This window comes from Haematospirillum jordaniae (assembly GCF_001611975.1).
In the GTDB taxonomy this organism is placed as follows: domain Bacteria; phylum Pseudomonadota; class Alphaproteobacteria; order Rhodospirillales; family Rhodospirillaceae; genus Haematospirillum; species Haematospirillum jordaniae.
Map to the genome: position 1 here is coordinate 813,565 of NZ_CP014525.1, position 25,675 is coordinate 839,239.

Genomic DNA, 25,675 nt, shown 5'->3' on the forward strand with positions numbered 1-25,675 from the left:
TAAGGTAGCTCTTGCCTTCGCCTGTGAAGCGGTGTACAACCCACCGATGACATTCTCTGGTTTGTCCTGTCCGGGACTTTCGAGGGTGGGCCAGTGGCCCACTTTTTTGTTATGTGGATCAAGGGTTCCCGGGCGGCTCAGACTACCTTGTAGCATGTCTGGTCTTGATATTTTATTGGGGTGTTTGGGTACCGGTATGGATCTTGCCGAGCGATTGGTTGGTATTGTAGGACCAACCCTTGACAATATGGGATATGAGCTGGTGCGGGTTCTTATACAGGGAACGCGGCGCCAGACTGTGCAGGTTATGGCAGAGCGCCGGGATTCGGTTCCCATGACGGTGGAAGACTGTGCGGATATCAGCCGCGCCCTGTCCGCCGTCTTGGACGTGGAAGATCCTGTTGCCGGGGCCTATAACCTTGAGGTCAGCTCGCCGGGCATTGACCGTCCCTTGACGCGTGCCAAGGATTATGAAGTCTGGGCCGGCTTTGACATCAAGCTGGAGACGCGTCAGCTGCTGGATGGGCGCAAGCGCTTTTCCGGTCGCCTTCTTGGCCTAGATCCTGATGGGAATATTCGGATACAAGGCGACGAGGGGGCTTGGTTGGTGCCGCTGGATGCGGTCTGGAAGGCCAAGCTTGTCCTGACTGATGAGTTGATAGAATTTGTGACCCGCCAGGAGGCGGAGCACTGAGTAAGGAACAGTGTGTGGCGTGTCGGTTCGCCGGATTTGGTCTGCACCTGATGTAATACCGCGAAGACAGTAACTCGAGGGCTTGGAAAAGATGGAACGTACTGTTGGCATGGCGCGACCAGAACTGATCATGGTCGCCGACAGCGTCGCCCGCGACAAGAGCATTGATCGCGAAGAGGTGTTCATTGCTATGGAGCAGGCCATCCAGAAGGCCGGACGCTCCAAGTATGGTCACGAGCATGATATTCGCGCACGTATTGACCGTCGCAATGGGGAGATCAAGCTGGCCCGTTACCTCGAGGTTGTCGAGGACGTCGAAGACGAAAACACGCAGCTTACGGTTTCCCAGGCGCAGCGCCGGAAGCCGGGAGCTGTTGTCGGTGACTTTATCGTTGATCCTTTGCCGCCGATTGACTTTGGGCGTATTGCCGCCCAGACCGCCAAGCAGGTTATTGTTCAGAAAGTGCGTGATGCCGAGCGCGACCGTCAGTACAGCGAGTACAAGGACCGTGTAGGCGATGTGGTCAATGGCCTTGTAAAACGTGTCGAGTTTGGCAACGTTGTCGTGGACCTGGGGCGCGCTGAGGCTTTGCTGCGTCGTGACGAACTGATCCCGCGCGAGCATTTCAAGAATGGCGATCGCGTACGTGCCTTTGTGAAGGATGTGCGCCGCGAGCAGAGGGGGCCGCAGATCTTCCTGTCCCGTACCGATGCCGGCTTTATGGCTCAGTTATTTTCGCAGGAAGTACCTGAAATTTATGACGGTGTCATAGAAATTAAGGCTGTTGCCCGTGATCCTGGATCCCGTGCCAAGATTGCCGTGGTCTCCAGAGACTCGGGTATTGATCCGGTTGGTGCGTGCGTTGGTATGCGTGGATCCCGTGTTCAGGCCGTCGTGGCGGAGCTTCAGGGCGAAAAGATTGATATTATTCCGTGGTCTGTTGATCCCGCCACCTTTGTTGTCAACGCCCTTGCCCCGGCCGAGGTTGCCAAGGTCGTGATCGACGAGGACAGCGGGCGCATGGAAGTTGTGGTGCCTGACGAGCAGCTGTCGCTTGCCATTGGGCGTCGTGGCCAGAATGTTCGGCTTGCTTCCCAGTTGTCGGGTTGGGACATTGATATTCTGACGGAGGAAGCGGAATCCGAGCGTCGCCAGGAAGAGTTCCGTCGTGTGTCTGGTGCCTTCATGGAAGCTTTGGATGTCGATGATGTCCTGGCCCATTTGCTGGTGACCGAAGGTTTCGGCTCTGTGGAAGAAGTCGCCTGGGTTGATCTGGAGGAAATAGCCTCGATTGAAGGCCTTGATGCCGATGTTGCCGCTGAGCTGCAGCAGCGTGCCCGTGAGTTCTTGGAAGAGCGTGATCGGGCTGCGGAAGACGAGCGTCGTGCCTTGGGCGTTTCCGATGAACTGGCCGCGTTTTCTGGTATGACGCCCGCGCTGCTGGTTTGCCTAGGTCGCAATGATGTAAAGACCATCGATGATCTTGCAGATCTGGCGTCGGACGAGTTGGTCGAGTTCTCTGCTGGTTCCGTTGCCGAGGGTGATGCCAACCGCATGATCATGGAAGCGCGTGTCCAGGCTGGTTGGTTTGGTGATGAAGATCCCTTTGGCGCTGCCGGGGATGAGGCATAAGGGAGAGCGCCCGGGTGGCTTTTCGTTCCGGCATATCGGCTGCGCCGTCTTCTTCAGCACGGCGCCCCCACCGGAAAGGGGTATCACCGGGTTCTGCAGGTGATCGTCCCGGCTCTGTGACGTCTTCCAGTCCACAGCGTCGTTGCTTGGTGACAGGTGCCAGTTGTTCGCGGGATGATTTGTTGCGTTTTGTCATTAGTCCCGATGGTATTCTGGTCCCCGATCTCGAGGCGGGTTTGCCCGGAAGGGGATTCTGGTTGAGTGCGCGGCGGGATGTGTTAGAAACGGCAGTGCAGAAAAAGGTTTTTTTGCGTGCTGCACGCCGCCAGATTGATATTCCCCGCGATCTTCCTGACAGGATTGCCGGGCTTATCAGGAAGCGTTGCTTGGCACTTCTGGGCTTTGCCCGTCGTGCTGGTCTGGTTGTTGCCGGGTTTGACAAGGTACAGGCCCTTGTCCGTTCCGGTCAGGTTGCCCTGTTGCTGGAGGCGACAGAAGGAGCAGGCGACGGGCGCCGCAAGCTGGAGGCGCTGATGCACCACACCAGCGGTGTTGCGCGTGTGGTTGATATTTTGACGGGGCCTGAGATGGCCTCTGTTCTGGGGCGGGAGCACGTGGTGCATGTTGCTGTCGCCTGCGGAAAGCCGGAGCAGCGTATGCTGGTTGACCGGCTTGTCAGGGAACTTGACCGGCTCGCGGCCTGTTGCGGGAAGGTCACACGGCCGCTGGAAGCAGTGGATGAACATTTGCGGTCGCCGACAGCGGCGACTGTGCCCGAGCCGGAGCCAGGAGTGGCGCCGGGGAATACGGAATAGACGCCAGGACAACCGGTACGCATGTCGAACGAAAATGAAAAAAAGCCCCTTAGCGTTTCATCGCGTGGGAAGCTGGAACTGAAAAAGAGCGCTGAATCCGGACAGGTTCGCCAGAGTTTCTCCCATGGTAGATCCAAATCTGTGGCGGTGGAACACAAGAAGAAGCGCAGTTTTGGTCCCGCAGCCGGTACGCGCCCGGATGCCCGCAGGTCTGGGGCCGGTGATGGTCGGGGCTCTCTGGGTGGTGCCCATCTGACAGAGGATGAACGTCAGCAGCGTCTTCAGGCCCTGATACGGGCTGAAGAGCAGCGCAAGGTGGATGAAGAAAATCGTCGCTTGGCAGATATTGCTCGGGCCAAGGCAGCCGAAGAAGAGGCCCGCCTGCGTGCGGAAAGTGCAAACCATGTCGCGGTAGAGCCCGAGCCTGTTCCAGAGCCAGTGGTTTCGGCTGTTGCTGCAAAGGTGGAACCCGCACCTTTGTCACCGTCTCCGGTTCGGGATATTGTGGCACCTGCGCCAACAGCCCGTGCAGGTGGCCAGTCCGGTAGCTGGACCGGTCCGCGTCCCTCTCCGAACCAGGGACCAGGCTGGACGCCGCGTTCTGTCCAGAATCGTGACGCCCAGAGGTCGGCTCCTGCTCGTGGGCCCGGCGGGCGAGGTGCTCCGTCGGGGCCGGGATCTGCCCGTCCGACACAGGGTGCTTCCCAGGGGCCGCGTCCTGCATCTGCTCAGCCCGCTCTTGGCGGGGTGCGTCCCGCCGCTGCTCCGGATGACTTGGTTGGGCGGCCACCGTCGCGCGATGACCGCTCTGTTGTCCGTCATGCGCCTCGTGAGCGTGATGACGAGGGGGATGATAGTGGTCGTAACCGTGGAGCTGCCGGAAAGGTTGCTTCAAAGCGGACTTCTGTTGCTCCTGGCGCCCCTGGAATGGACAAGAGGCGCGGCAAGTTGAGCGTTGTTGCCGTTCTGTCTGGTGATGAGGAAGGTTCTTCCCGTGGGCGTTCTGTTGCGGCTATGCGGCGTGCGGCCCAGAAAGAAAAGCGCAAGGCCCAAGCACAGCAGAAGGCTCCTGAAAAGATCGTGCGCGAGGTTGTCATCCCGGACGTTATTACAGTCCAGGAGCTTTCCAACCGTATGGCAGAGCGCTCCGGTGCCCTGATCAAGGTTCTGATGAAGCTGGGGGTTATGGCGACCATCAACCAGACCATCGATGCCGATACGGCACAGCTGGTCACCGAGGAATTTGGTCACACGGTTAAGCGTGTTTCCGAAGCTGATATTGAAATTGGACTGGAGGCCGGTCCTGATTCCGATGAAGCCATGGCACCCCGGGCTCCGGTTGTTACCGTGATGGGTCACGTTGATCACGGCAAGACATCCCTGCTGGATGCCCTTCGTGAAACCAACGTTGTTTCTGGTGAAGCCGGCGGTATTACGCAGCACATCGGCGCCTATCAGGTCAGCATGTCCAACGGACGCAAGATTACCTTTATCGATACGCCGGGCCATGAAGCCTTTACGGCCATGCGTGCCCGTGGTGCCAAGGTGACGGATATCGTTGTTCTGGTTGTTGCGGCAGATGATGGCATTATGCCCCAGACAATTGAGGCCATTCGCCATGCCCGTGCGGCAGAGGTGCCCATCGTTGTTGCCATCAACAAGATGGACAAGCCGGATGCCAACCCGGGTCGCGTGCGGACAGAACTCCTTCAGCACGAGGTTGTGGTGGAGGAAATGGGTGGGGACATCCAGACTGTCGAGGTGTCGGCCAAGCAGCGTCTGAACCTAGAGAAGCTTGAAGAAGCTATTCTCTTGCAGGCTGAAATGCTGGATCTGAGAGCCAACCCTGATCGCATGGCGGAAGGAACCATCGTTGAAGCCAAGATGGAGCGTGGGCGTGGCTCTGTTGCTACGGTCTTGATCCGTCGCGGTACTCTGCGGGTTGGCGATGTGTTTGTGGCTGGCAAAGAGTCCGGGCGTGTCCGCGCCATGATTGACGACAAGGGGAACCGCATTGAAGAAGCGGGGCCTGCTGTTCCGGTCGAGATCCTAGGGCTGGATGGTATTCCCTCTGCCGGTGACGACTTTGTTGTGACTGGAGATGAGGCAAAAGCCCGTGATATCGCGGCCTATCGCCAGCGCAAGGAACGTGAGGCACAGGCCGTAAAATCCGCCCGTGGAACCATGGAGCAGATGTTTGCCCGTATTCAGGCCGGTGAGGCAAAGGAGCTTCCGGTTGTTATCAAAGGTGACGTTCAGGGTTCTGTCGAGGCTCTGATCGGGACTCTGGAAAAGCTGGGAACCGAGGCGGTCAAGGTCAAGGTTCTGCATGCTGCGGTTGGCGCCATCAACGAGTCTGACATTACCTTGGCGCGTGCGTCTGGTGCGCTTGTTGTTGGCTTCAATGTGCGTGCGAATCCGCAGGCCCGTGAGCTGGCTCGGCGGGATGCTGTTGACATACGTTACTACTCCATCATCTACGATGTGGCAGAGGACGTGAGACAGGCCCTGACCGGTATGCTGTCACCGACCTATCGTGAGAAGTTCATTGGCTACGCCGAGATCCGTGAGGTGTTCAACATCACCAAGGTTGGCAAGGTTGCCGGCTGTATGGTGACCGAAGGCGTCATCAAGCGCGGTTGCAAGGTTCGTTTGCTGCGGGACAATGTGGTTATCCACGAAGGAAATCTGTCCCAGCTCAAGCGGTTCAAGGATGATGCCCGCGAGGTCAAGTCTGGCTTTGATTGCGGTATGTCCTTGGCAAACTATGACAACATCCAGGTTGGCGATGTCATAGAGTGCTTTGAAATGGAAGAGGTTGCGGCCCAGCTCTGAGAGCGGTGCACGCCCTGTTCCTGATTTCCGCTGCAGGTGCCAACAGTACATTCCCGGCAAGGGAGAACGTGCTGTTGGCCCGCAGGGAAGTGTTTTTCTTTCTGTTTCGAGGTTCTCATGAGCAAAGTGCGCGGCCAGGCCCCAACGCAAAGGCAGCGTCGCATCAACGAGGAAATTCGTCATGCTCTTGCCCATGTTTTCGAGCGTGGGGAGCTGCGTGATCCCTTGCTGGCATCGACCCCTATCACGATTACTGAAGTCCGGTGCAGCCCTGATTTACGCAATGCAACGGCGTTTTTCACGCCGCTTGGCGGTATAGGGGATGCGCAGGCGCTACGGGCGGCCTTGATTCGGGTTCAACCTTTCTTGCGTCATGAGATCGCCCGTCGTGTGGAGATGAAATACGTTCCGCGCCTGTCGTTTGAGATTGATACCAGTTTTGATGAATATGCCTATATTGCCAATCTGTTGAAGCGCCCGGATGTTGTCCGTGACACAGAGTCCTTGCGTCGTGCTGATGATGAGGACCAAGGTGAGGAATCCTGAATGGGGCGGGCGCGGCGTGGTATACCGGTTCATGGCTGGGTAGCTGTTGACAAGCCGGAGGGGATAACCTCGACGGCGGTTGTCGCACGTGTGCGCCGTGCTTTCGGGGCGCAGAAAGCCGGCCATGGTGGGACGCTGGATCCATTGGCGTCCGGTATTTTGCCAGTTGCCCTAGGAGAAGCCACCAAGACGGTTCCCTACGTTATGGATGGCCGCAAGGTTTATCGCTTTACTGTTCATTTTGGAGAAGAGCGTTCTACGGATGACCGGGAAGGAGAGGTGACAGCAACGTCTGCTTATCGCCCCTCCCGTGCGGAGCTGGAAGCGGCCTTGCCTGCCTTTGTCGGTACTATCGAGCAGGTTCCCCCTCGTTTCTCTGCGATCCGCCTTGACGGGCGCCGGGCTTATGACCTTGCCCGGGATGGTGTGGATGTAGAACTGAAGGCGCGATCTGTTCGCGTGGACTCATTTGTGCTGGAGAGTTGGGATGAGGCCGATTCGGCAACATTCCGCGTTGAAACCGGAAAAGGTGTCTATGTTCGCTCCCTAGCCCGGGATCTAGCCCGGTCCGTTGGCTCTGTCGGTCATGTGTCCATGCTTAGGCGCTGTCAGTGTGGTCCTTTCTCCGAGAGCAACGCGATTTCTCTGGATAAGTTGGATGAGCTCGGGCATAGTCCCGGCCCTGTGGCTTTCCTGCTTTCTGTTACGACCGCGCTGGACGACATCCCGGTCCTGGCCTTGACAGAAGAAGAAGCCCGCCGCCTGTCGTCCGGGCTTCCGGTGGATCTGTTGCCGGTCCTGGCCCGTACGGGGGATGGTTCAGATGGTATTCAAGCCTCTGCAAGTGTGGCCTATGTCATGCAAGAAGACCGCCCGGTGGCAATCGTGCGGATTGAGGACGGAGTGATTCGCCCGGTCCGTGTCATGAATCTCTGAGAGAATGGAGTCATTTGATGTCGATCACTGCTGTGCGTAAACAGGAATTGATCAAGGATTTTGCTACCAAGGAAGGCGATACCGGTTCCCCCGAGGTTCAGGTTGCCATTCTTACCGAGCGGATCCGTAATCTGACCGAGCATTTCAAGACCCACAAGAAGGACAACCACTCCCGCCGTGGGCTCCTGATGTTGGTCAGCAGCCGCCGCAGCTTGCTGGACTATCTCAAGAAGAAAGACCAGAAGCGTTATGAAGGCCTGATACAGCGCCTTGATATCCGCAAGTAAGCGACGTTTTAAAGGGGGGTGCATACAGCATCCCCTTTTTTATGGCCTGAACGGGGCAGTATTTTTGCCCTTACCCCTGTTTTTCGCATGATTGCCGGGGCAATTGGCCTTATATTCATCCGATGATTTGAAGAGAACAAGGCCGGAACCGGGCGGTTGCGGGGGGTTCCTTTTGCGCAGAGTAGGTCTGCAAGGGGCTTCCGTGCCGAAATTGGGGCACCGGTTTCAGACGTAAGGAAAGCAAACGCATGTCAATGTTCAAGGTGTATCGCAAGGAGATCCAGTTCGGTGGACGGCCCTTGGTTCTGGAAACCGGTCGTATTGCCCGTCAGGCTGATGGGGCTGTTCTGGTGACCTATGGCGAAACCTCTGTTTTGTGTACCGCTGTTGGGGCCAAGGCACCCAAGCCGGGCCAAGACTTTTTCCCGCTGACCGTGAACTATCAGGAAAAGAGCTTTGCCGCCGGCAAGATCCCGGGTGGTTTCTTTAAGCGTGAAGGGCGCCCGTCCGAGCGGGAAACACTGACTTCGCGTTTGATTGACCGTCCGATTCGTCCCCTGTTCCATGACGATTACAAGTGTGAGACACAGGTTGTCGCGACGGTTCTGTCCCATGACTTGGAAAACGAGCCGGATATCGTGTCCATGATCGGTGCTTCGGCGGCGCTTACCCTGTCGGGGCTGCCGTTCCTTGGGCCAATCGGGGCGGCGCGCGTGGGCTACATAAACGGCCAGTACGTTCTGAACCCGACGGTGTCAGCACAGAAGGACAGCGTTTTGGATCTGGTGGTGGCCGGTACCTCTGAAGGGGTGCTGATGGTCGAGTCCGAGGCTCAGGAACTGTCTGAAGATATCATGCTGGGTGCTGTTGCCTTTGGTCATGAAGCCTGCCAAGCCGTTATCGATGCCATAATTGACTTGGCTGAGCAGTGCGCCCGCGAGCCACGTGACCTGCCGCCATCCTCGCCGGAAAAGGCAGCGGTAAGTGCCCTGTTCGAAACGTTCCGCAAGGATCTGGAGACGGCCTATCGCATCCCTGCCAAAGCTGCGCGCCAGGATGCAGTTGCTGCTGTGAAGGAGAAAGCGTTCGCAGCCCTGGATTCCTCCAACGAGGCCGCGCTTCAGGTAGCCCCTGAAGTGTTCAAGGTGTTGGAAGCTGATGTTGTCCGCTCCAATATCCTGAATACCGGTGTGCGTATTGATGGGCGTGATACCCGTACTGTCCGTGCGATTGAGTCGATGGTCGGTATTCTGCCGCGCACGCATGGGTCGGCCCTGTTTACCCGCGGTGAGACCCAGGCTTTGGTCGTTGCCACGTTGGGCACTGGGCAGGATGAGCAGGTCATTGATGCCTTGGGTGGTGAGTACCGTGAAAACTTCATGCTTCACTACAACTTCCCCCCTTACTCTGTCGGGGAAGCAGGTCGCATGGGGTCGCCCGGTCGCCGTGAAATCGGCCATGGTAAACTTGCTTGGCGTGCGGTTCACCCCATGCTGCCGGACCGTGATGCCTTCCCTTATACCATTCGTGTTGTGTCAGAGGTGACAGAGTCCAACGGTTCGTCATCGATGGCCACGGTGTGCGGTTCGTCCCTGGCCCTTATGGATGCCGGTGTTCCGCTGAAGCGTCCGGTTGCCGGTATTGCCATGGGGTTGATCAAGGAAGACGAGCGTTTCGCTGTGCTGTCCGACATTCTTGGTGATGAAGATCACCTGGGTGACATGGACTTCAAGGTTGCCGGAACCGATCAGGGTGTGACATCCCTACAGATGGACATCAAGATCACGTCCATTACCCGGGATATTATGGAAATTGCCCTGCGTCAGGCCCGTGAAGGGCGTCTGCATATCTTGGGCGAGATGTCCAGAGCGCTTGGCACGGCGCGGAGTGAGGTTTCCTCGATCGCTCCGCGTATCACCACCCTTAAAATTGATGCCGGCAAGATTCGTGATGTCATTGGGTCTGGTGGCAAGGTCATCCGCGAGATTACCGAGCAGACAGGCACCAAGATCGACATCGATGATGACGGAACCATCAAGATTGCAGCGGTTGACAATGAAGCAGCCCAGAAGGCTGTCAACTGGATCCGTGGCATTGTTGCAGAGCCCGAGCTTGGCGAGATTTACCAGGGTAAGGTTGTCAAGCTGATGGACTTTGGTGCGTTTGTTAACTTCCTTGGCAAGCGTGATGGGTTGGTTCATATCTCCGAGATGTCGGATCAGCGCGGCAGCAAGCCGTCTGATCATGTCAATCAGGGTGATTCAGTCTGGGTAAAGTGCATCGGCTTTGATGACCGTGGCAAGATCAAGCTGTCGATGAAGCAGGTTGATCAAGCAACAGGCAAGGCCAAGGTGTGCGCGACGGAAGAAACGTCGGGCTGATTTGGTTCTGGTGTAACAGGGTGGGAACGCAGGAGCTTTCCCACCCTTATGCTTGTTGTCTAATCCGGGGGAGGGAGCTTTTGTCACAGCCATGACCCCTATGCCTTCTCCGGCGTATGCTTTTCCCCATGTTATCGGGCATCGGGGGGCTTGTGCCCTTGCCCCGGAAAACACACTCGCCTCCATACGCCGTGCGGCGATTGACGGGGCTGGTATGGTCGAGATTGATGTCAGGCTGACGGCCGATGGGCGCTGTGTGCTTTTGCATGACGATACCCTAGACCGGACAACAGATGGCTGCGGGCCGGTTTCTTCAGCATACCTTGATCATCTTTCTGCTTTGGATGCAGGTCTTTGGTTTTCGTCCGATTTCCGTGGAGAGACTGTTCCGACCCTGGAAGAGACGATTGATCTTGTTCTGGAGTTGGGAGTGGGCCTTAACCTAGAGCTGAAGCCTTCCCCGGGTTATGAGGCTGACATGGTCCGGGCTGTTATTTCTGTTTTGGAGTCCATGTGGCCTTCCGATCGTTTATTGCCTCTTCTCTCCTCTTTTGACTGCACGATCTTGGAATATGCGTCTGATCTTGCACTAGGCTGGCCTTTGGGGTTGATTGCAGACCATTTGCCGGATGACTGGCTGGCGCTGGCTCGTGACCTTGGGGTGAAGTCTGTCAATCTTGGGCATGAGGGGTTAGATATGACGGCGGTTCAAGCCGTTCGCAAGGCTGGGTATGAGGTCGCCATCTGGACGGTAAATGATCCGGTTCGTGCACAGGAGTTGCTTTGCAGCGGTGTCTCCGCCATCATCAGCGATGATCCGGGTGCGCTTTTGCGTGCCGGGGTTGGGGTAAAGGGTTAGGATTCCCTTGATTCCCCGTTATTCTCCCGGGGCAGTTCGGCTCAAGCGCCGTGTGCGCTGTGGCCGGGTTGTTCCGACTTATCATAACAAGGGACCACGAAGGCCCCTGGGTGTAGCGGTGTTGAATAACCGGACCGTCAAGGCATGCGATCCGTTTTCAGCCTGAAGCATCCGAAGCATGGGAGTAAGAACTGTGAAACCTGTAAACCCCGTTTTTATTTCGGGGCGTGAGGTTCATCCCGTTGTTGAGGGCGGCAAGGGCATTGCCGTTTCGACCGGAACCTCCGCCGGGGCTTTTGCTGCAGCCGGGGCGGTTGGCACCTTTTCTGGTGTTAATGCTGATTTTTATGACGAGAACGGGAAGCTTATTCCCGTTGTCTACAGCGGGAAGACACGTGCTGAACGCCACGAAGAGCTGGTTGCCATGGGAATACGTGGTGCCGTTGCCCAAGCGCGTATAGCTCATGACATATCAGGTGGCCAAGGGCGGCTGCACATGAATGTCCTGTGGGAAATGGGCGGGGCAGAGCGCATCTTGGAAGGGGCACTGGCTGGTGCATCCGGCTTGATACACGGCGTAACGTGTGGTGCGGGTATGCCCTATCGGGTTGCTGAAATTGCCGCAGCCCACAAGGCCTGGTACTACCCGATTGTCTCGTCGGCCCGTGCGTTCCGTGCGCTGTGGAAGCGTAGCTATCACAAGATCCCCGAATGGCTGGGCGGTGTTGTTTACGAGGACCCGTGGCTTGCGGGTGGGCATAACGGTCTTTCCAATGTCGAAGATCCGCTGCAACCCCAGGACCCGTACCCCCGTGTACGGGAGCTGCGGGATATGATGCGTTCTCTTGGGGCCCCTGAAATTCCGGTCTTTATGGCGGGTGGTGTCTGGTTCCTGCGTGAGTGGGCAGATTGGCTTGATAATCCAGAGATTGGGCCGGTTGCATTCCAGTTCGGGACCCGGCCTCTGTTGACACGTGAAAGCCCGATATCCGATGCTTGGAAGCGCCGCTTGCTGACCCTCAAGCAGGGCGACATCCTTTTGCATCGCTTCAGTCCAACGGGCTTTTACTCGTCGGCCGTTCGCAATCCATTCCTGCAGGAGCTTGAAGCGCGTAGTGGGCGGCAGATTTCTTATGCCCGTGAAGCTGCTGATGGCCTAAGTGAGGCCGTTCAGGTTGGTGCCCGTGGGCGTGACATTTATGTTGCGCCCCAGGATCGCGCCAAGGTTCTTGAGTGGGTGGCGCAAGGCTTTACGCAGGGAATACGAACCCCTGACGGTACAATGGTTTTTGTGACCGAGGCGGATGCCCGGCAGATCATGACAGACCAGAAGAACTGTATGGGCTGCCTTTCTGCCTGCTCATTTTCCAATTGGTCCCAGCATGGCGACGGGTACTCAACGGGCAGGCCGGCAGATCCGCGCAGTTTCTGTATTCAGAAAACCCTGCAGAGTATTGCCCATGGGGCAGACCCGGAACATGAGTTGATGTTTGCAGGGCATAATGCGTATCGTTTCGGGGAGGATCCATTCTACCAGGATGGTTTCATACCAACAGTTTCCCAGCTTGTGGAACGGATCCTCGCTGGCGACTGATTGTAGGCCTGCTGGTGCCGGGGTGGGGGATCCCGGTTCCAGTAGGATTGCAGGATGTGGACGAGAGCAATGGCAATGCCGATAAAAGCACAAACAGACTACCGTGGCTTGTCGGAGCGGCTTCAGGCTGTTGGGCTGCGACTAACCCGTCAGCGTTTGGCCCTTGCCCGGCTTTTGTTCGGCGATGGTTCCTGCCATCGCCATATATCCGCGGAAGAGCTCCACATAGAAGCCATGGATCATCAGGTTCGTGTGTCCTTGGCAACGGTTTACAACACGTTGCACCAGTTTACGGATGCAGGTTTATTGCGGGAAATCGCCGTTGAGTCTGGGCGGTCCTATTTTGATACCAATACAAGCGCGCACCATCATTTCTATTTTGAAAAGTCTCGCCAGTTACACGATATCCCGTGGGATCAGGTCGTCCTTTCTCAGCTTCCTGCCCCCCCCGATGGACGCCAGATCGTTTGTGTGGATGTTGTAATAAGAATTGATGGGTAAGCAGCAGGCAAATAGCCTTCTGTTGTTATATGGAACGACTTCGGTTGTGGCCCTGAATTCTGTACACCAGCACGTTTTTGTGGCACACATACAACTCTTCATATGGGTCCGGAGGGTGTCTGTATGCTGCCTGTATCATGGCGGTCCGAGCTGGTTGCCACCTCGGTTCTTGCTTGGCCCCTGATTCTGGGCGGGCTGGCCCAAGTTGTCATGGGCGCTGTGGATGTCATGATGATCGGACGCTTGGGGCCCGATGCTGTGGCGGCCTCCTCTCTTGCTACCAGCTTTCTTTGTCTGGCTCTTCCTGTCGGTTTTGGCCTTGGCGCTGCGGTCTCAGCCATGGTTGCCATTGCTTTGGGAAGGGGACTCCATCGCGTTCGTGAAACCCGAAGAACAGCGCGCCAGGCCTTCTGGATTATCGTTCTGTCTATCATACCGGTCTGGTTCGGTATGAGTTACGCTGAAAACTTCTTCCTTGCCATCGGGCAGCAGCCACTATTGGCTGTGATGGCTGCGGACTATGTTCAGGTAAGCCTGTGGGGCATGTTGCCGCTGTGGGGTTTTCTGGTTCTGCGCTCCTTGTGTACGACCTTGGGGTATCCGCTTGTGTCTATGGTGGTGACAGCGGTGGCTATTCCCCTGAATGCGGCACTCAACTGGGTCCTGATCTATGGCAATGCAGGCTTTGAACCGCTTGGTATCAGGGGGGCTGCCTTGGCGACGGTCAGCGTGGATATCCTGATGTGCCTAGCGCTGTTTCTGTATGTTCTTGTTCATCCAAGGCTGCGGCGCTTTGGTTTGTTTGTTGAGGTCTGGAGGCATGACTGGTCTCGTTTCTTTGAACTACTCCGTTTTGCTGTGCCCGTTGTTGCCGCCTATGGTCTTGAGTTCTGCGCCTTTACAACAGCGACATTCATGATGGGCCTTGTGGGGCCGCTGGAGCTGGCGGCACATGCAATTGTTATCAATGTCATCACAGTTCTGTACATGGTGCCCGTGGGTTTGTCACAGGCGGCAACGGTCCGGGTTGGTCTGGCCCGTGGTGCCCTGAATACAGTGGCCATAACCCGCGCAGGGTGGGTTCCCCTGTCCATGGGCATGGCTTTCATGGCCCTGTGTGCAGCGTGTGTTGTTCTGTTTCCCGATGTGATTGTGGCCCTGTTTATGGGGAAAAACACGCGCGGGTCGGAACAGGTTCTTGGCCTTGCAACGGCGTATTTGCAGATATGCGCCTTGTTCCAGATCTTTGACGGAATTCAGAGTGTTTCGTCGGGTGTTTTGCGTGGCCTCAAGGATGCAACGGTCCCGATGATTTGCATGGGAACAGGGTTCTGGGTGCTTGGTCTTCCCCTTGCTGCCCTGATGGCCTTCCCCCTTGGCCTTGGGGGGGCGGGAATATGGTATGGGTTGGCAATTGGCCTAGGGTGTGTTGCCCTGATGCTGATGGTCCGCTGGATGCGTCGGGATCGTTGGGCCATGCTGCCTGCACGCTGACGGGAAGGCTTCTGCTGTCCAGAGCCTTCCCTGCCTGACGTTAGCTGTCTGCCGGTGTATACAGTTCCGCCCCATGTTCGCGGAATGTCTGGCTCATGGTCTGCATGCCCTGCTCGATCTCACGTCGGGCTTCGTTGCGGATATCCTGTGTAATCTTCATCGAACAGAATTTCGGACCACACATGGAACAGAAATGGGCTGTTTTATGCGCTTCCTTCGGAAGAGTCTGGTCGTGGAATTCCTTTGCCTTTTCCGGGTCTAGAGATAGATGGAACTGGTCCATCCAGCGGAATTCGAACCGTGCCCGTGACAGGGCGTCGTCACGGACCCTGGCCGCCGGGTGGCCCTTGGCAAGGTCAGCCGCGTGTGCGGCTATACGATAGGTTACAACGCCGGAACGTACATCTTCACGGTCGGGCAGGCCAAGGTGCTCCTTGGGGGTGACGTAACACAGCATGGATGTCCCGAACCAGCCAATCATGGCCGCCCCGATGGCCGAGGTAATGTGGTCGTATCCGGGGGCGATATCGGTCACCAGAGGGCCGAGAGTGTAAAACGGTGCATCGCCGCAGAGCTGCTTTTGCTTGATCATATTGTCCTGAACCTTGTGCATGGGCACATGGCCAGGGCCTTCGATCATAACCTGTACATCGTGGTTCCAGGCGATGCGGGTCAGCTCGCCCAGTGTTTCCAGCTCTGCAAACTGGGCTCGGTCATTGGCATCGGCTGTCGATCCCGGACGCAGCCCGTCTCCGAGAGAGAACGACACGTCATAGGCTTTCATGATCGCACAGATGTCATCAAAATGTGTGTACAGGAAGTTCTCGCGGTGATGGGCCAGGCACCACTTTGCCATGATCGAACCCCCGCGCGACACGATACCAGTGACCCGGTCAACGGTCATCGGGATGTAAGCCAAGCGTACGCCAGCGTGAATGGTGAAGTAGTCCACGCCCTGTTCGCATTGCTCGATCAGTGTATCGCGGAAAATATCCCAGGTCAGGTCTTCCGCAATGCCCCCTACTTTCTCCAAGGCTTGGTAGATGGGGACGGTTCCGATGGGAACCGGGCTGTTGCGCAGGATCCATTCGCGGATGTTGTGGATGTTGCGTCCGGTTGACAGGTCCATGACCGTATCGGCGCCCCAGCGGATGGCCCAGACCAGTTTCTCCACTTCTTCAGCCACGCCCGATGTTACGGCAGAGTTACCGATGTTGGCGTTGATCTTGACCAGAAAGTTCCGCCCGATGGCCATCGGCTCCAGTTCGGTGTGGTTGATATTAGCCGGAATGATGGCCCGCCCTTCCGCAACTTCCTGTCGCACCCAGTCAGGCGTGATGTCATCGGGGATGGCGGAATCCCAAGGCACACCGTCACGAGGTCCAAGCCGGTCGATGGTTTCCTGGGCCTGTTGGCGCAACAGGTTCTCCCGGATGGCGACAAATTCCATTTCCGGGGTGATGATGCCGCGTCGTGCGTAGTGCATCTGTGTGACGTTATGTCCGTTGCAGGCGCGGCGGGGTGCCCGCTTATGCGGAAACTCCGGCACGCTGTGGATACCGGCGGCATGCCCGTTGTCTTCGGGAAGTACGGTTCTGCCGGCATAGCTCTCGGTATCTTTGCGAGCCTCGATCCAGCGGCTGCGGATATCAGGCAGGCCCTTGTCGATGGCAATCTGGACATCCGGATCGGTGTAGGGGCCCGATGTGTCATACAAGCGTACCGGGGGTTCATGGCACGAGGGATCGAGTGCGACTTCCCGGAATGGGATGCGGCTTCCTGATGGACCAGGAACATGGACTTTCCGGGACCCCGGGAGCGGTCCGACAGTAATGGCTGCGCTTTGGAAAGGTTGAAGGACAGAATTCATCAGGTCTCCCCCTGCGGATAGTTTCGGACACAACCGGATACACGCGAAGCAGGGGGGCATGGAAGCTGTGTCAGCTCCTTGCTGTTCCTGTCCCTCCGCCGGTATGACCCGGATCAGGTTCAAAGGGTTTCCGGCCAGTCAGCCAGATCTCAGCGCCTTGGCCCGGATGTGAAAACGGACGGGGGCACCCCTCGGAACAGCGACAGGATGGCGGTCTGCCCTGCTCCTGTCAATCACGACAACGGAATTCAGTGCTGGTGCTCATTGCCCTGCAGGTTCAGCGACCACATCAAGCCAAGTACGGCACCCTTGGCCCGGGGCAGCGTTGTGCGGACCATTTCGGCCCCGATCGGCATCCAGATCAGGAAGTGGGCCCACAGGGGTGGCTCAAACAGTTTTTCCACGGAAATGACAGCGGGCAACAGAACATGCCCCAGAAAAAGAATGGTGACCCATGGGGCCACGTCGTCGGTTCGGATGTGGTCAAAGACTTCGCCACACCCGGTGCAAGCCGGAACAGCACCAAGATAGGAAGCAAGTAGCGGATGGTTGCCGCAGCAAGGGCAACGCAGGTTCAGCCCCCGCCAGACAGAGCGCCACACTGGACGCTGTGCGCGCAGTGTCCGGTTCTGGTGTTGGTGTTTCTCCCATTCCTTTTCCCAGGCGCTAGGTGTCGGCTTGCTGTTCATGTCAGTCGGGCCTTGTTCATGGTGTTCAGCAGGCATGGCGTGTTCTGGTGCTCCCGGTTGCATGAGGGGGGCGGATTGCTATGGTTCGTCGGTGGTGGTGTCCCTCGCTTTGCAGCATGCGCCCTGTTGCGGTTGGCGTGAAGGCGGAACAGCGGTTGAAACGGTAGTTAAAAGGCCGTATCTACAAGACGCACGTGTCTTTTCGGGGAGAGTGCCGTGGGCACACCAGAACAAACGGCCTGTGGTCGGCGCATTCTGCTTGTCCTGTCGGGCGGAATTGCAGCCTGCAAGGCACCAGACCTGATACGGAGCCTGCGTGAGCGCGGGTTCTCTGTGCGGTGCGTAATGGCTCAGGCAGCAGCCCAGTTTGTCACGCCACTCACCGTCTCCGCCCTTTCGGGTGACACGGTGTACCAGGATTTGTTTTCCCTGACAGATGAAGCCCAGATGGGCCATATCCGCTTGTCGCGGGAAGCTGACCTAGTTCTTGTTGCCCCATGCACGGCAAGTCTGATGGCGCGCATGGCGACCGGCCTAGCCGATGATTTGGCGTCTACCGTTCTTCTGGCGACGGACAAGCCGGTCATGATTGCGCCAGCCATGAATACCAAGATGTGGGAACACCCGGCAACGCAGGCAAACCGCAGTACGCTTCTGGAGCGTGGGATCCGTATTATTGAACCCGGTGTCGGTGAACTGGCGTGTGGGGAATATGGCGTTGGCCGTATGGCCGAGGTGCCCGGAATCGTTGCGGCGGTGGAAGCTCATTTCCGGCTGCATCAATCTAGGTTTGTTCTGTCTGGCCTGAGAGCCTTGGTGACCAGTGGGCCAACGATAGAGGCCATTGATCCGGTGCGTTTCATCAGCAACCATTCCTCGGGGCGTCAGGGCCATGCTGTCGCTGCGGCTCTGGCGACGTTGGGGGCTGATGTGACCTTGGTCCACGGACCGGTCTCTCTTCCGGCTCCGCCCGGGGTATCCGCTGTGCCCGTCCAGTCTGCCCGCGAGATGTTGCAGGCCTGCCTGTCCGTGATCGAGGAGGGCAAGGTTGATGTTGCCGTTTGTGTCGCGGCTGTTGCAGACTGGTATGCACACTACACGTCGTCCAAAATCAAGAAGGGGCAGGACCCTGCGCCGCTGTCCCTGAGTTTGCACCCCAATCCGGATATTCTGGCGACCCTGTCCCGACCGGGTCCACATCGGCCACGTCTGGTGATCGGCTTTGCGGCTGAAACCGGTGATCTGGTTGAGCAGGCGCGCGCCAAGCGGCAGCGCAAGGGATGTGACTGGATATGTGCGAACGATGTCTCCCCGGGGACTGGTACGTTCGGGGGCATGCGCAACACCGTGTATCTTGTTACTGAAACAACCGAAGAATATTGGCCTGCCATGGACAAGACCGAGGTGGCGGACCGTCTGGTACGGTCTGTCGCCTCTGCCCTTGGTTATGCCTCATCTGTTTCCTCTGCTGCCGAGAAGGTTTCCTGACTATGACAACATCTGCTCCGACCATTCGTGTTTCTGTGGTTCGTTTGCCGCACGGGTCCGACCTCCCTTTGCCGGCATGTGCGACGGAGCTGTCTGCCGGTATGGATATGTTTGCGGCCTTGGAGAGTGCCGTGACACTTGAGCCCGGCAAGCGGGCCCTGGTGCCGACCGGTCTTGCGTTTGCGTTGCCGGCTGGCTTTGAGGCCCAGGTGCGCCCGCGCTCCGGATTGGCGGCCAAACACGGCGTGACGGTTCTGAATACACCGGGCACTATCGATGCCGACTATCGCGGCGAGGTAAAGGTTATTCTGGTTAATCTGGGTGATGAGCCCTTTGTTATTGAACACGGCATGCGTATTGCCCAGGTCATCTTTGCCCCTGTGACCCGTGCCGTATGGGCCGAGGTTGAAACACTTCCCGCGACAGACCGGGGTGAAGGTGGTTTTGGATCAACGGGTACCCGTGCACAGGAGGACAGGGCCGTTCTGTCGTGTTGAAGCCATCACGCAAGGCGTGGTTTGCCCTTGTGGCTGTTCTCGATATTGCCTGTCACGCGGGCGGGCAGCCTGTTCAAAGCCAGGATATCAATCACAGGCAGGGAATTCCCCGTCGTTATCTGGAAAGATCCCTGCAGCATCTGGTTCGTTCCGGTTTGCTGCAGGGGGTCCGTGGCCCTCGTGGGGGGTATCGTCTGGCCCTTGAAAGGCGGCGTATTACGGTTGGTGCCATCCTGCGTGCTGTCCAGGAAATGGAAGAAGAAGCTACGCACGATACTCTTCCGGATTCAGCTCTTGGGCAGGCGGTAGTGCGCCCGCTCTGGGATGATATGCAGGATGCCTTGATGAAGCGCCTTGAGGCCATTTCTATTGATGATTTATGTTTGCATGCGCGTCGGGAAGGTCTTCTCCCGGAGGCGGGACACGGTATCGATTTCACAATCTGACTGTTGTGATGACTATACCGGGAATACTGTACAGCAAGGGGGATATTGATGACATCCGTGACAGCTTCGTTCCGTGGCCGTATTTACGACAGTATCCTCGATACAATTGGTGCCACGCCGCTGGTTCGTCTGAGGCGTTTGGTGGCTGATGCCGGTGTTCATGCCGATCTTCTTGGCAAGTGTGAGTTCTTCAACCCTCTGGCATCGGTCAAAGACCGCATTGGCGTGGCCATGGTGGAAGCCTTGGAGGCTGAGGGGCATATCCGTAAGGGGACTGTCCTGATAGAAGCGACCTCGGGCAATACAGGTATTGCCTTGGCTTTTGTTGCCGCGGCCAAGGGATATCCCCTGATTCTGACCATGCCCGACAGCATGTCTGTTGAGAGGCGCAAGATGTTGCGGCATTTGGGGGCGAAGCTGGAGCTGACGCCGGCTGCAGAAGGAATGAAGCGGGCCGTTGCCCGTGCGGTGGAGCTTTTGAAGGAAATTCCGGGATCTGTTATGCTGCGTCAGTTTGATAACCCGGCCAACCCTGCCGTGCACCGTGCAACAACGGCCGAGGAAATCTGGGCTGATACGGCGGGTGAGGTCGATGTTGTTGTTTCCGGCATTGGAACCGGCGGGACCATAACCGGTATAGGGGAGGTTCTGAAGGCCCGGCGCCCCGGGATCCATATCGTTGCGGTTGAACCGGAAGACAGTCCGGTCCTTTCAGGCGGTATGCCGGGTCCACACAAGATACAGGGGATTGGCGCCGGCTTTGTGCCATCTATTCTCAATACATCCGCTTATGATGAAATCCTGCAAATTGGTAACGAGACATCTTTTGCCATGGCGCGTAAGGTTGCCCGTCTGGAGGGGGTCCCCGTTGGTATTTCCGGTGGGGCCGCACTGGCTGCTGCGCTGGAAGTTGCAGCCCGCCCGGCCTTTTCCGGGAAAAAGATCGTCGTCATTCTGCCAAGCTTTGCCGAGCGTTACCTGTCAACAGCCTTGTTTGAGGACAGTTGATCCTCGACAGGGGCAGGACTCTGGGCCATATCTGTACTTGGCGTGTATGCTCTTCCTTTTTCCTGCTGTTGTATGGTTCTTCTCATGGATTTTACCGAAGAACAGGTCCGTCGTTATGCCAGACATATCTTGCTTCCCCAGGTCGGGGCCAAGGGGCAGGATGCCCTTTTGTCATCCCGTGTCTTGGTGGTGGGCGCCGGTGGGCTTGGGTCTCCTGTCCTGATGTATCTGGCTGCTGCCGGTGTGGGGACGTTGGGGATTGTTGATGATGACCGGGTTGACCTGTCCAATCTTCAGCGTCAGATCGCCCATACAACGGACCGTGTCGGGGAGCACAAGGTTGACAGCGCGTGCCGTACGATCCTGGACCTGAATCCCGATGTGAGGATCGAAGCGGTTGCTGAACGGTTGCGGCCGGACAACATTCAGGATCTGTTTTCCGGCTATGACCTGATTGCCGATTGTTCCGATAATTTTGAAACCCGTTTCCTAGTTAACGATACGGCTGTGCGTAGCGGCAAGACATTGGTCAGTGCCGCGGTGCTGCAGTTTCAAGGGCAGTTGTGGACAGTTCGTCCCGGTGGTGAAGGGCCGTGTTGCCGTTGCCTGTTCCGTGAGCCTCCTCCTGCCGGAGACGGTCCCTCCTGTGCCGAGGCCGGCATTCTTGGTTCCGTGGCAGGTGTGTTGGGAACGTTGCAGGCGACCGAGATTCTGAAGGAGCTTCTGGGGATTGGCGAAGGGTTGTGTGGCCGGGTGCTGGTGTATGATGCCCTGTCTGCTCGGATGAGAACAATCACGGCGCATCGCGATCCGGAATGCCCGCTATGCTCGGAACCAGCTTCTGCCAATTCTAGGTTTGTTCCCTGATAGTGCCTGCCTCAGCTTCCCGGGCTTTTGCGGTTGAAGGTTCCCGGGGCCGGTGAAACAACGTGTGGCCCCGCTGGCTGGATTTCCATGATAGCCAGTCCACGTTCGACAATCCCGTCGGGGCGGAAGCGGAACAGGCCATCCCATCCTTCAAAGCCAGACGGATCTGTCAGTTTCTCGGGACGAAAGGCTTGCCCGGGGTGTGCTGCCATGGCGGACAGGCGTGCTGCCAGTGCGGTTAGATCGTAGCCTAGGCTGGCAATCTGGCTTGCTGGCGGCTTGCCAAAGGCTTCCTGGTAGCGATTGATAAAAAGCCCCCGCGCGGCAGGAGGCGAAGCCGGATACCACGCCCCACGCAGGGCCGGATCTGTCCGTGTGGTGCCTTCGTTCCACAGCATGGGGCCGATCATGCGAACGTTAGAGGATGTGACATCAACGCTGGCCAGAAGGGCAAGATCTTCCATCAGGTCTGTGCCTGATGAGGTCATCAGAAGGGCGTCGAACGGCAGGGCCCCGGCTGTTTCACGGATTTGTAGTGCGGCGGCATGTTTTACGGATTCTGGATCGGTCTTGTTTTCCAGACTCTTCAGTTGTCGGTTCCGCTCGGCAACCCGGGCCTGGAAGGATGTCAGCGTGGCGATTCTGGACCGGGCATCTTCCCCCGTTGTGCGCAGCAGGGTGTTGACCAGTGTGCCGCCCCCTTCCATGACAGCCTGCTCGTAGGCACCGGCCATTGCCCGTCCGAATGGTGTGTCGGTGGACAGGACCGCAAAGCGGGTCAGCCCTTGTTCACGGGCGTAGGAAACAACGCGCGTGGCTTGTTCCCGAATCAGGAAGCCAGCAACGTATATGCCGTGTTCGGCTGCTGTAGGGTCTGTCGTCAGGGTTAGGGCCGGAACGCCGGCACTCTGAACCTGCGTAGCAATGGCCTTGACTTCAGAGGAGAACAAGGGGCCGATCAGGATCGATGCCCCATCGGTAATCGCACGTTCGGCAGCCCGTCTGGCACCGTCAGGTGTACCGGCTGTATCATAGGGATGCAGGGATGTTGCATCACCGCCCATGTCAAACAAAGCCAGCTGGGCCGCATTGACAATGGACTCTCCGGTTTTTCCGGTTTCACCACTCAGGGGAACCAGAATGGCGACCTTTGTTTTTCCCTGGAGGAGATCCTGCTGGGTGACAGATTTTCCGCTCTCTGTCTGTAACGGGGTCTTCTCCCCGTGCGGTGGGGATGCTACGTCTATGCCTTTGCAACCGGCAACAAGAGCAAGGGCCATGATACTGGCCAGTGCTACAAGTCGCTTGAGACAGGCAGGATAACGTGAAACCCGACTCCCCGGGAAAGAAGAAAGGTGCACGGTTAACCTCCGGTGCCACTGGAAAAAGAGAAGGCCATGCTAGCGGTCATGATGCCGTTAGTAAACCTGTGCCGGAACGGACGCTGTCTGCCGGCCTGTATATTGTTGCCACACCGATCGGCAACATGGGCGATATTACGGAACGAGCCTGTCGTGTTCTGGCGGGCGCGGATGTTGTCGCGTGCGAGGATACCCGGGTAACCGGGGCCATGCTCAAGCGGCTGGGCATGTCTGTGCCTCTTCTTGCCTACCACGAACATAATGCGGATCGGGTGCGTCCGCAGATTCTCGCTCGCGTAGCCGGCGGAGAGGCTGTTGTTCTTGTATCCGATGCCGGAACACCCCTGATTTCCGACCCCGGATACAAGTTGGTCCGCAGTGCCGCCGATGAGGGCCTGTCTGTCATTCCGGTTCCCGGTGCTTCGGCATTGCTGACGGCACTCATGGTTGCCGGTCTGCCGACGGACCGTTTTCTTTTTGCCGGTTTTCCGCCGGCTCGTTCAAAGGCGAGACAGGACCTGTTCGCTTTCCTAGCCGCGGTTCCGGCAACACTTGTCTTTTACGAATCCGTTCATCGCTTGCCCGAAAGTCTGGCTGACATGGCGGCTGTTCTGGGTGATCGCCCGGCCGCAGTCTGTCGCGAGCTGACAAAGCTGTATGAAGATGTACGGCGTGGGTCCCTGCCGGAGCTGTCTGCCTTGTATGAGCAGGAGGGGGCGCCGCGTGGCGAGGTTGTGGTCGTTGTAGGGCCTCCGTCCGACACCGGTCATGCTGTCTCCACAGACGATATCGATGCCCTTTTGCGGCAGTCGTTGCAAACACTGTCGATACGGGATGCAGTGTCCTTGGTTGCGGGGCAGACCGGTGTCAAGAAGCGAGATGTCTACGCGCGGGCCCTGGAATTGACAACGCCGGGACACATGCGTGGTGACTGAGGGCTGTTCCGGGTCATCAGTCCGTGGTCGTCAGGCCGAGCAGGTGGCGGCTGTGTTCATGGAGCTGATGGGCTGGCGTGTTCTGGGTCGGAATATCCGTGGTGAGCGTGGTAGCGGGGTTGGTGAACTTGATTTGATTGTTTGCCGGAAGAGCCTTGTTGCCTTTGTCGAGGTGAAGGCGAGGGAACGCGTGCCGGATGCCTTGGAGGCGCTGTCATCCCGTCAGCGATGTCGCCTTGAACGTGCAGCCGAAATGTGGATGGCCTGCCATGAAGATGTATCCTGTCAGGGGATTCGCTTTGACGTTGTTGTTGTCCCGCGGTCCGGATGCCCGCAACATGTTCCGGATGCTTGGCGCCCTTGGGGGTAGTTTTTGATTCTTATTCGCTGCACAATGCCTGTATGAGGCAAAAAGCACGCGGGTATAACGGCTTGGTCCCGGTCTTTTTTCTCCTGCTTGCCCTGTTTTTGACACCGGGGTGTACGAAGCAGGGGGTTCTTGTTGGCGCGGCCTCGTCCTTTGTTTCTGCGGCGCGTGAAGAGCGCGGGGTTGAAGGTGTCGCCACGGATGCCTGGATCTATACAGAGATCCAGCGTTTGTTTCTGGAGGAGGACCACGCGCTGATGACCGACATTGATGTAACAGTCTTCGAGCGCCGTGTGCTTCTGACCGGTATGACCGAAGATCCCAAAAAGGCCCGTCTTGCTGTGCGTCTGGCTGCATCACCGCGCCCGGTGATCGAGGTTATTGATCGTATCCGCCGTCTGTCCCCGGATGAGGATACTGAATATCTGCGCCCTGTCGTGACCTTGAGAGATATGCTGATTGCGGCCGAGATCCGTTCTGCACTCATGTTTGATGCCCAGATCCGTGCCATCAATTTTTCCGTCGATGTTGTTGATCGCGTTGTTTACCTGATGGGCATTGCCCAGAATCAGGAAGAATTGTTCCGGGTCCTGGACTGGTGCCGTTCAGCAGGGTATGTGCGGGATGTGGTCAATCTTGCGGTGCTGCGTACGGACGGGCGTCGTCTTGCATCCGGAACCCGTCTGGCGACGGATTTCCCCGAGGGAGGACTTTGATGGCAAATCCGGTCACGGACCATATTCTCGACACCTTGTCTGCGGTCGATGATCGTGCACTGGACCTTGCCATGGCGGCTCTTGCCCTAGCAGACACGGCCCGGCCCGGCCGTTGCTTTGAGTTTTATGTCACCCACCTTGGTATCTTGGTTGCCGAAGCCCTGCGGGAAGCTGGCCGGGTATCAATGCCGGAGAGTGCTCGTCGGCGGGGCGAGGTTCTACGGTCTGTTCTGGTTGACCGCTGGCATTATCACGGTGATGTCGAAACATATGAAGATCTGGACAATGCCGATCTGATGCAGGTGATAGACCGGCGCAAGGGATTGCCGGTTACCTTGGGGATCCTGTATTTGCATGTGGCCCGCAAACTAGGTTGGGATGCCGATGGTCTGGCGTTTCCTGGGCACTTCCTGATTCGTGTGTGCGGTGATGCTGGGGATCGTATCATCATGGATCCATTCCATGATGGTGTCGAGATTTCGCCGGCTGATTTGCGAGCCTTGTACAAAAGCGTCAAGGGACAGGGAGCCGAGCTGGCCCCCGAGGCCTATGCCCCGGTGACCAACCGCGAGATCCTGTTGCGCCTACAGGGGAACATCCGTCTGCGTGCGCTTCAGGAGGGGGACTATCCAACAGCTTTGTCTGCGGTCCAGAGAATGCTGCTGATTGCCCCGTCTGATTTTCGTTTGTGGCGGGAAGGCGGCTTGATGCATATGCGTCTGGGTGATCTGGACAGTGCCCTGACGGCTCTGGAACGTTATCTTGGCATTGCCCCTCCGGGGCCGGATCGGGATAGTATTGCCCGTGTGATGGAAGAGTTGCGTCAGGGGCGGTCTTGAGCCGAGTATGGGGGCCC

The 25,675-nt window shown here is 57.6% G+C and carries 24 protein-coding genes and 1 riboswitch; of the genes, 21 read left to right on the forward strand and 3 right to left on the reverse strand.

All coding sequences use genetic code 11. The annotated features are described in order from the left end of the window. Positions 1-154 precede the first annotated feature (154 nt). The 12 genes from rimP to AY555_RS04055 all read left to right on the forward strand — a co-directional run bounded on the left by rimP (position 155) and on the right by AY555_RS04055 (position 14,575). Positions 155-694 carry a ribosome maturation factor RimP gene (rimP, locus tag AY555_RS04000; RefSeq protein ID WP_407646300.1) on the forward strand — a complete coding sequence of 180 codons (540 nt, stop codon included), beginning with the start codon at positions 155-157 and terminating at the stop codon, positions 692-694. 91 nt (positions 695-785) lie between these two features. Further along, a complete protein-coding gene (gene nusA, locus AY555_RS04005; protein WP_066136507.1) occupies positions 786-2,327 on the forward strand; it encodes a transcription termination factor NusA in 1,542 nt (513 codons plus the stop codon). A gap of 14 nt (positions 2,328-2,341) precedes the next feature. Next, positions 2,342-3,142, forward strand: coding sequence for an RNA-binding protein (locus tag AY555_RS04010; protein WP_066133764.1), 801 nt, complete (start codon positions 2,342-2,344; stop codon positions 3,140-3,142). A gap of 21 nt (positions 3,143-3,163) precedes the next feature. Next, on the forward strand, positions 3,164-5,977 hold the full coding sequence (gene infB / locus AY555_RS04015; RefSeq protein ID WP_066133767.1) for a translation initiation factor IF-2: 2,814 nt from the start codon (positions 3,164-3,166) through the stop codon (positions 5,975-5,977). A 117-nt stretch (positions 5,978-6,094) separates the two neighbouring features. Continuing rightward, positions 6,095-6,523 (forward strand): 30S ribosome-binding factor RbfA, encoded by a 429-nt coding sequence (rbfA, locus tag AY555_RS04020; RefSeq protein ID WP_066133770.1) that lies wholly within the window; start codon positions 6,095-6,097, stop codon positions 6,521-6,523. After that, positions 6,524-7,459, forward strand: a complete 936-nt coding sequence (gene truB, locus AY555_RS04025) for a tRNA pseudouridine(55) synthase TruB (protein ID WP_066133773.1) — start codon at positions 6,524-6,526, stop codon at positions 7,457-7,459. A 17-nt stretch (positions 7,460-7,476) separates the two neighbouring features. Continuing rightward, a complete protein-coding gene (gene rpsO, locus AY555_RS04030; protein WP_066133776.1) occupies positions 7,477-7,746 on the forward strand; it encodes a 30S ribosomal protein S15 in 270 nt (89 codons plus the stop codon). A gap of 248 nt (positions 7,747-7,994) precedes the next feature. After that, complete coding sequence (gene pnp, locus AY555_RS04035) at positions 7,995-10,127, forward strand: polyribonucleotide nucleotidyltransferase (RefSeq protein ID WP_066133780.1); 2,133 nt, start codon at positions 7,995-7,997, stop codon at positions 10,125-10,127. Positions 10,128-10,218: 91 nt separating this feature from the next. After that, the gene (locus AY555_RS04040; RefSeq protein WP_082812056.1) at positions 10,219-10,986 is read left to right on the forward strand and encodes a glycerophosphodiester phosphodiesterase family protein; all 768 of its coding nucleotides are present in this window, start codon (positions 10,219-10,221) and stop codon (positions 10,984-10,986) included. Between the two features lie 193 nt (positions 10,987-11,179). After that, positions 11,180-12,580, forward strand: coding sequence for an NAD(P)H-dependent flavin oxidoreductase (locus AY555_RS04045; protein ID WP_066136510.1), 1,401 nt, complete (start codon positions 11,180-11,182; stop codon positions 12,578-12,580). A gap of 75 nt (positions 12,581-12,655) precedes the next feature. After that, positions 12,656-13,081, forward strand: coding sequence for an iron response transcriptional regulator IrrA (irrA, locus tag AY555_RS04050; RefSeq protein ID WP_066136513.1), 426 nt, complete (start codon positions 12,656-12,658; stop codon positions 13,079-13,081). Between the two features lie 123 nt (positions 13,082-13,204). Then, entirely contained in the window at positions 13,205-14,575 is a 1,371-nt protein-coding gene (locus AY555_RS04055) for an MATE family efflux transporter (protein WP_066133792.1), read from the forward strand. A gap of 40 nt (positions 14,576-14,615) precedes the next feature. Here AY555_RS04055 and thiC read toward each other — a convergent pair whose 3' ends face one another. Both thiC and AY555_RS04065 read right to left on the reverse strand, forming a co-directional pair. Further along, a complete protein-coding gene (gene thiC / locus AY555_RS04060; RefSeq protein WP_066133795.1) occupies positions 14,616-16,445 on the reverse strand; it encodes a phosphomethylpyrimidine synthase ThiC in 1,830 nt (609 codons plus the stop codon). Between the two features lie 73 nt (positions 16,446-16,518). Continuing rightward, a riboswitch (TPP riboswitch) is annotated at positions 16,519-16,647 on the reverse strand. A 46-nt stretch (positions 16,648-16,693) separates the two neighbouring features. After that, on the reverse strand, positions 16,694-17,170 hold the full coding sequence (locus AY555_RS04065; protein ID WP_245176951.1) for a DUF983 domain-containing protein: 477 nt from the start codon (positions 17,168-17,170) through the stop codon (positions 16,694-16,696). A gap of 180 nt (positions 17,171-17,350) precedes the next feature. Here AY555_RS04065 and coaBC point away from each other — a divergent pair, with 180 nt between their 5' ends. From coaBC to AY555_RS04090, 5 genes are all read left to right on the forward strand, one after another. After that, on the forward strand, positions 17,351-18,622 hold the full coding sequence (gene coaBC, locus AY555_RS04070; RefSeq protein ID WP_066133797.1) for a bifunctional phosphopantothenoylcysteine decarboxylase/phosphopantothenate--cysteine ligase CoaBC: 1,272 nt from the start codon (positions 17,351-17,353) through the stop codon (positions 18,620-18,622). Between the two features lie 2 nt (positions 18,623-18,624). Next, entirely contained in the window at positions 18,625-19,119 is a 495-nt protein-coding gene (dut, locus tag AY555_RS04075; protein WP_066133800.1) for a dUTP diphosphatase, read from the forward strand. Continuing rightward, positions 19,113-19,565 carry an RrF2 family transcriptional regulator gene (locus AY555_RS04080; RefSeq protein ID WP_066133802.1) on the forward strand — a complete coding sequence of 151 codons (453 nt, stop codon included), beginning with the start codon at positions 19,113-19,115 and terminating at the stop codon, positions 19,563-19,565. Before dut ends, AY555_RS04080 begins: the two co-directional genes overlap by 7 nt. A gap of 48 nt (positions 19,566-19,613) precedes the next feature. Next, positions 19,614-20,573, forward strand: a complete 960-nt coding sequence (gene cysK, locus AY555_RS04085) for a cysteine synthase A (RefSeq protein ID WP_066133805.1) — start codon at positions 19,614-19,616, stop codon at positions 20,571-20,573. 84 nt (positions 20,574-20,657) lie between these two features. Then, positions 20,658-21,440, forward strand: a complete 783-nt coding sequence (locus AY555_RS04090) for a HesA/MoeB/ThiF family protein (RefSeq protein WP_066136519.1) — start codon at positions 20,658-20,660, stop codon at positions 21,438-21,440. An 11-nt stretch (positions 21,441-21,451) separates the two neighbouring features. On the opposite strand, the gene AY555_RS04095 is transcribed toward AY555_RS04090, so the two are convergent. Further along, positions 21,452-22,801, reverse strand: coding sequence for a penicillin-binding protein activator (locus AY555_RS04095; RefSeq protein ID WP_066133810.1), 1,350 nt, complete (start codon positions 22,799-22,801; stop codon positions 21,452-21,454). Between AY555_RS04095 and rsmI the strand changes: the two genes are divergently transcribed. From rsmI to AY555_RS04115, 4 genes are read left to right on the forward strand one after another with little or no spacing between them, the layout of a single operon-like run. After that, positions 22,765-23,736 (forward strand): 16S rRNA (cytidine(1402)-2'-O)-methyltransferase, encoded by a 972-nt coding sequence (rsmI, locus tag AY555_RS04100; protein ID WP_245176952.1) that lies wholly within the window; start codon positions 22,765-22,767, stop codon positions 23,734-23,736. The genes AY555_RS04095 and rsmI overlap by 37 nt on opposite strands. Beyond that, complete coding sequence (locus AY555_RS04105) at positions 23,729-24,106, forward strand: YraN family protein (RefSeq protein ID WP_245176953.1); 378 nt, start codon at positions 23,729-23,731, stop codon at positions 24,104-24,106. Before rsmI ends, AY555_RS04105 begins: the two co-directional genes overlap by 8 nt. Then, entirely contained in the window at positions 24,097-24,819 is a 723-nt protein-coding gene (locus AY555_RS04110; protein ID WP_066133813.1) for a BON domain-containing protein, read from the forward strand. The genes AY555_RS04105 and AY555_RS04110 overlap by 10 nt, the downstream gene beginning before the upstream one ends. Next, on the forward strand, positions 24,819-25,658 hold the full coding sequence (locus AY555_RS04115) for a SirB1 family protein (protein ID WP_066133816.1): 840 nt from the start codon (positions 24,819-24,821) through the stop codon (positions 25,656-25,658). Before AY555_RS04110 ends, AY555_RS04115 begins: the two co-directional genes overlap by 1 nt. Positions 25,659-25,675 lie beyond the last annotated feature (17 nt).

Bases quoted from the DNA above. Each gene is read 5' to 3' on its own strand.
- AY555_RS04065 (WP_245176951.1), bottom strand. From the start codon at position 17,170: ATGCCTGCTGAACACCATGAACAAGGCCCGACTGACATGAACAGCAAG.
- thiC (WP_066133795.1), bottom strand. From the start codon at position 16,445: ATGAATTCTGTCCTTCAACCTTTCCAAAGCGCAGCCATTACTGTCGGA.
- rimP (WP_407646300.1), top strand. From the start codon at position 155: ATGTCTGGTCTTGATATTTTATTGGGGTGTTTGGGTACCGGTATGGAT.
- AY555_RS04090 (WP_066136519.1), top strand. From the start codon at position 20,658: ATGGATTTTACCGAAGAACAGGTCCGTCGTTATGCCAGACATATCTTG.
- AY555_RS04040 (WP_082812056.1), top strand. From the start codon at position 10,219: ATGACCCCTATGCCTTCTCCGGCGTATGCTTTTCCCCATGTTATCGGG.
- rpsO (WP_066133776.1), top strand. From the start codon at position 7,477: ATGTCGATCACTGCTGTGCGTAAACAGGAATTGATCAAGGATTTTGCT.
- cysK (WP_066133805.1), top strand. From the start codon at position 19,614: ATGACATCCGTGACAGCTTCGTTCCGTGGCCGTATTTACGACAGTATC.
- dut (WP_066133800.1), top strand. From the start codon at position 18,625: ATGACAACATCTGCTCCGACCATTCGTGTTTCTGTGGTTCGTTTGCCG.
- irrA (WP_066136513.1), top strand. From the start codon at position 12,656: ATGCCGATAAAAGCACAAACAGACTACCGTGGCTTGTCGGAGCGGCTT.
- nusA (WP_066136507.1), top strand. From the start codon at position 786: ATGGAACGTACTGTTGGCATGGCGCGACCAGAACTGATCATGGTCGCC.
- truB (WP_066133773.1), top strand. From the start codon at position 6,524: ATGGGGCGGGCGCGGCGTGGTATACCGGTTCATGGCTGGGTAGCTGTT.
- AY555_RS04115 (WP_066133816.1), top strand. From the start codon at position 24,819: ATGGCAAATCCGGTCACGGACCATATTCTCGACACCTTGTCTGCGGTC.
- infB (WP_066133767.1), top strand. From the start codon at position 3,164: ATGTCGAACGAAAATGAAAAAAAGCCCCTTAGCGTTTCATCGCGTGGG.
- AY555_RS04055 (WP_066133792.1), top strand. From the start codon at position 13,205: ATGCTGCCTGTATCATGGCGGTCCGAGCTGGTTGCCACCTCGGTTCTT.
- rbfA (WP_066133770.1), top strand. From the start codon at position 6,095: ATGAGCAAAGTGCGCGGCCAGGCCCCAACGCAAAGGCAGCGTCGCATC.
- pnp (WP_066133780.1), top strand. From the start codon at position 7,995: ATGTCAATGTTCAAGGTGTATCGCAAGGAGATCCAGTTCGGTGGACGG.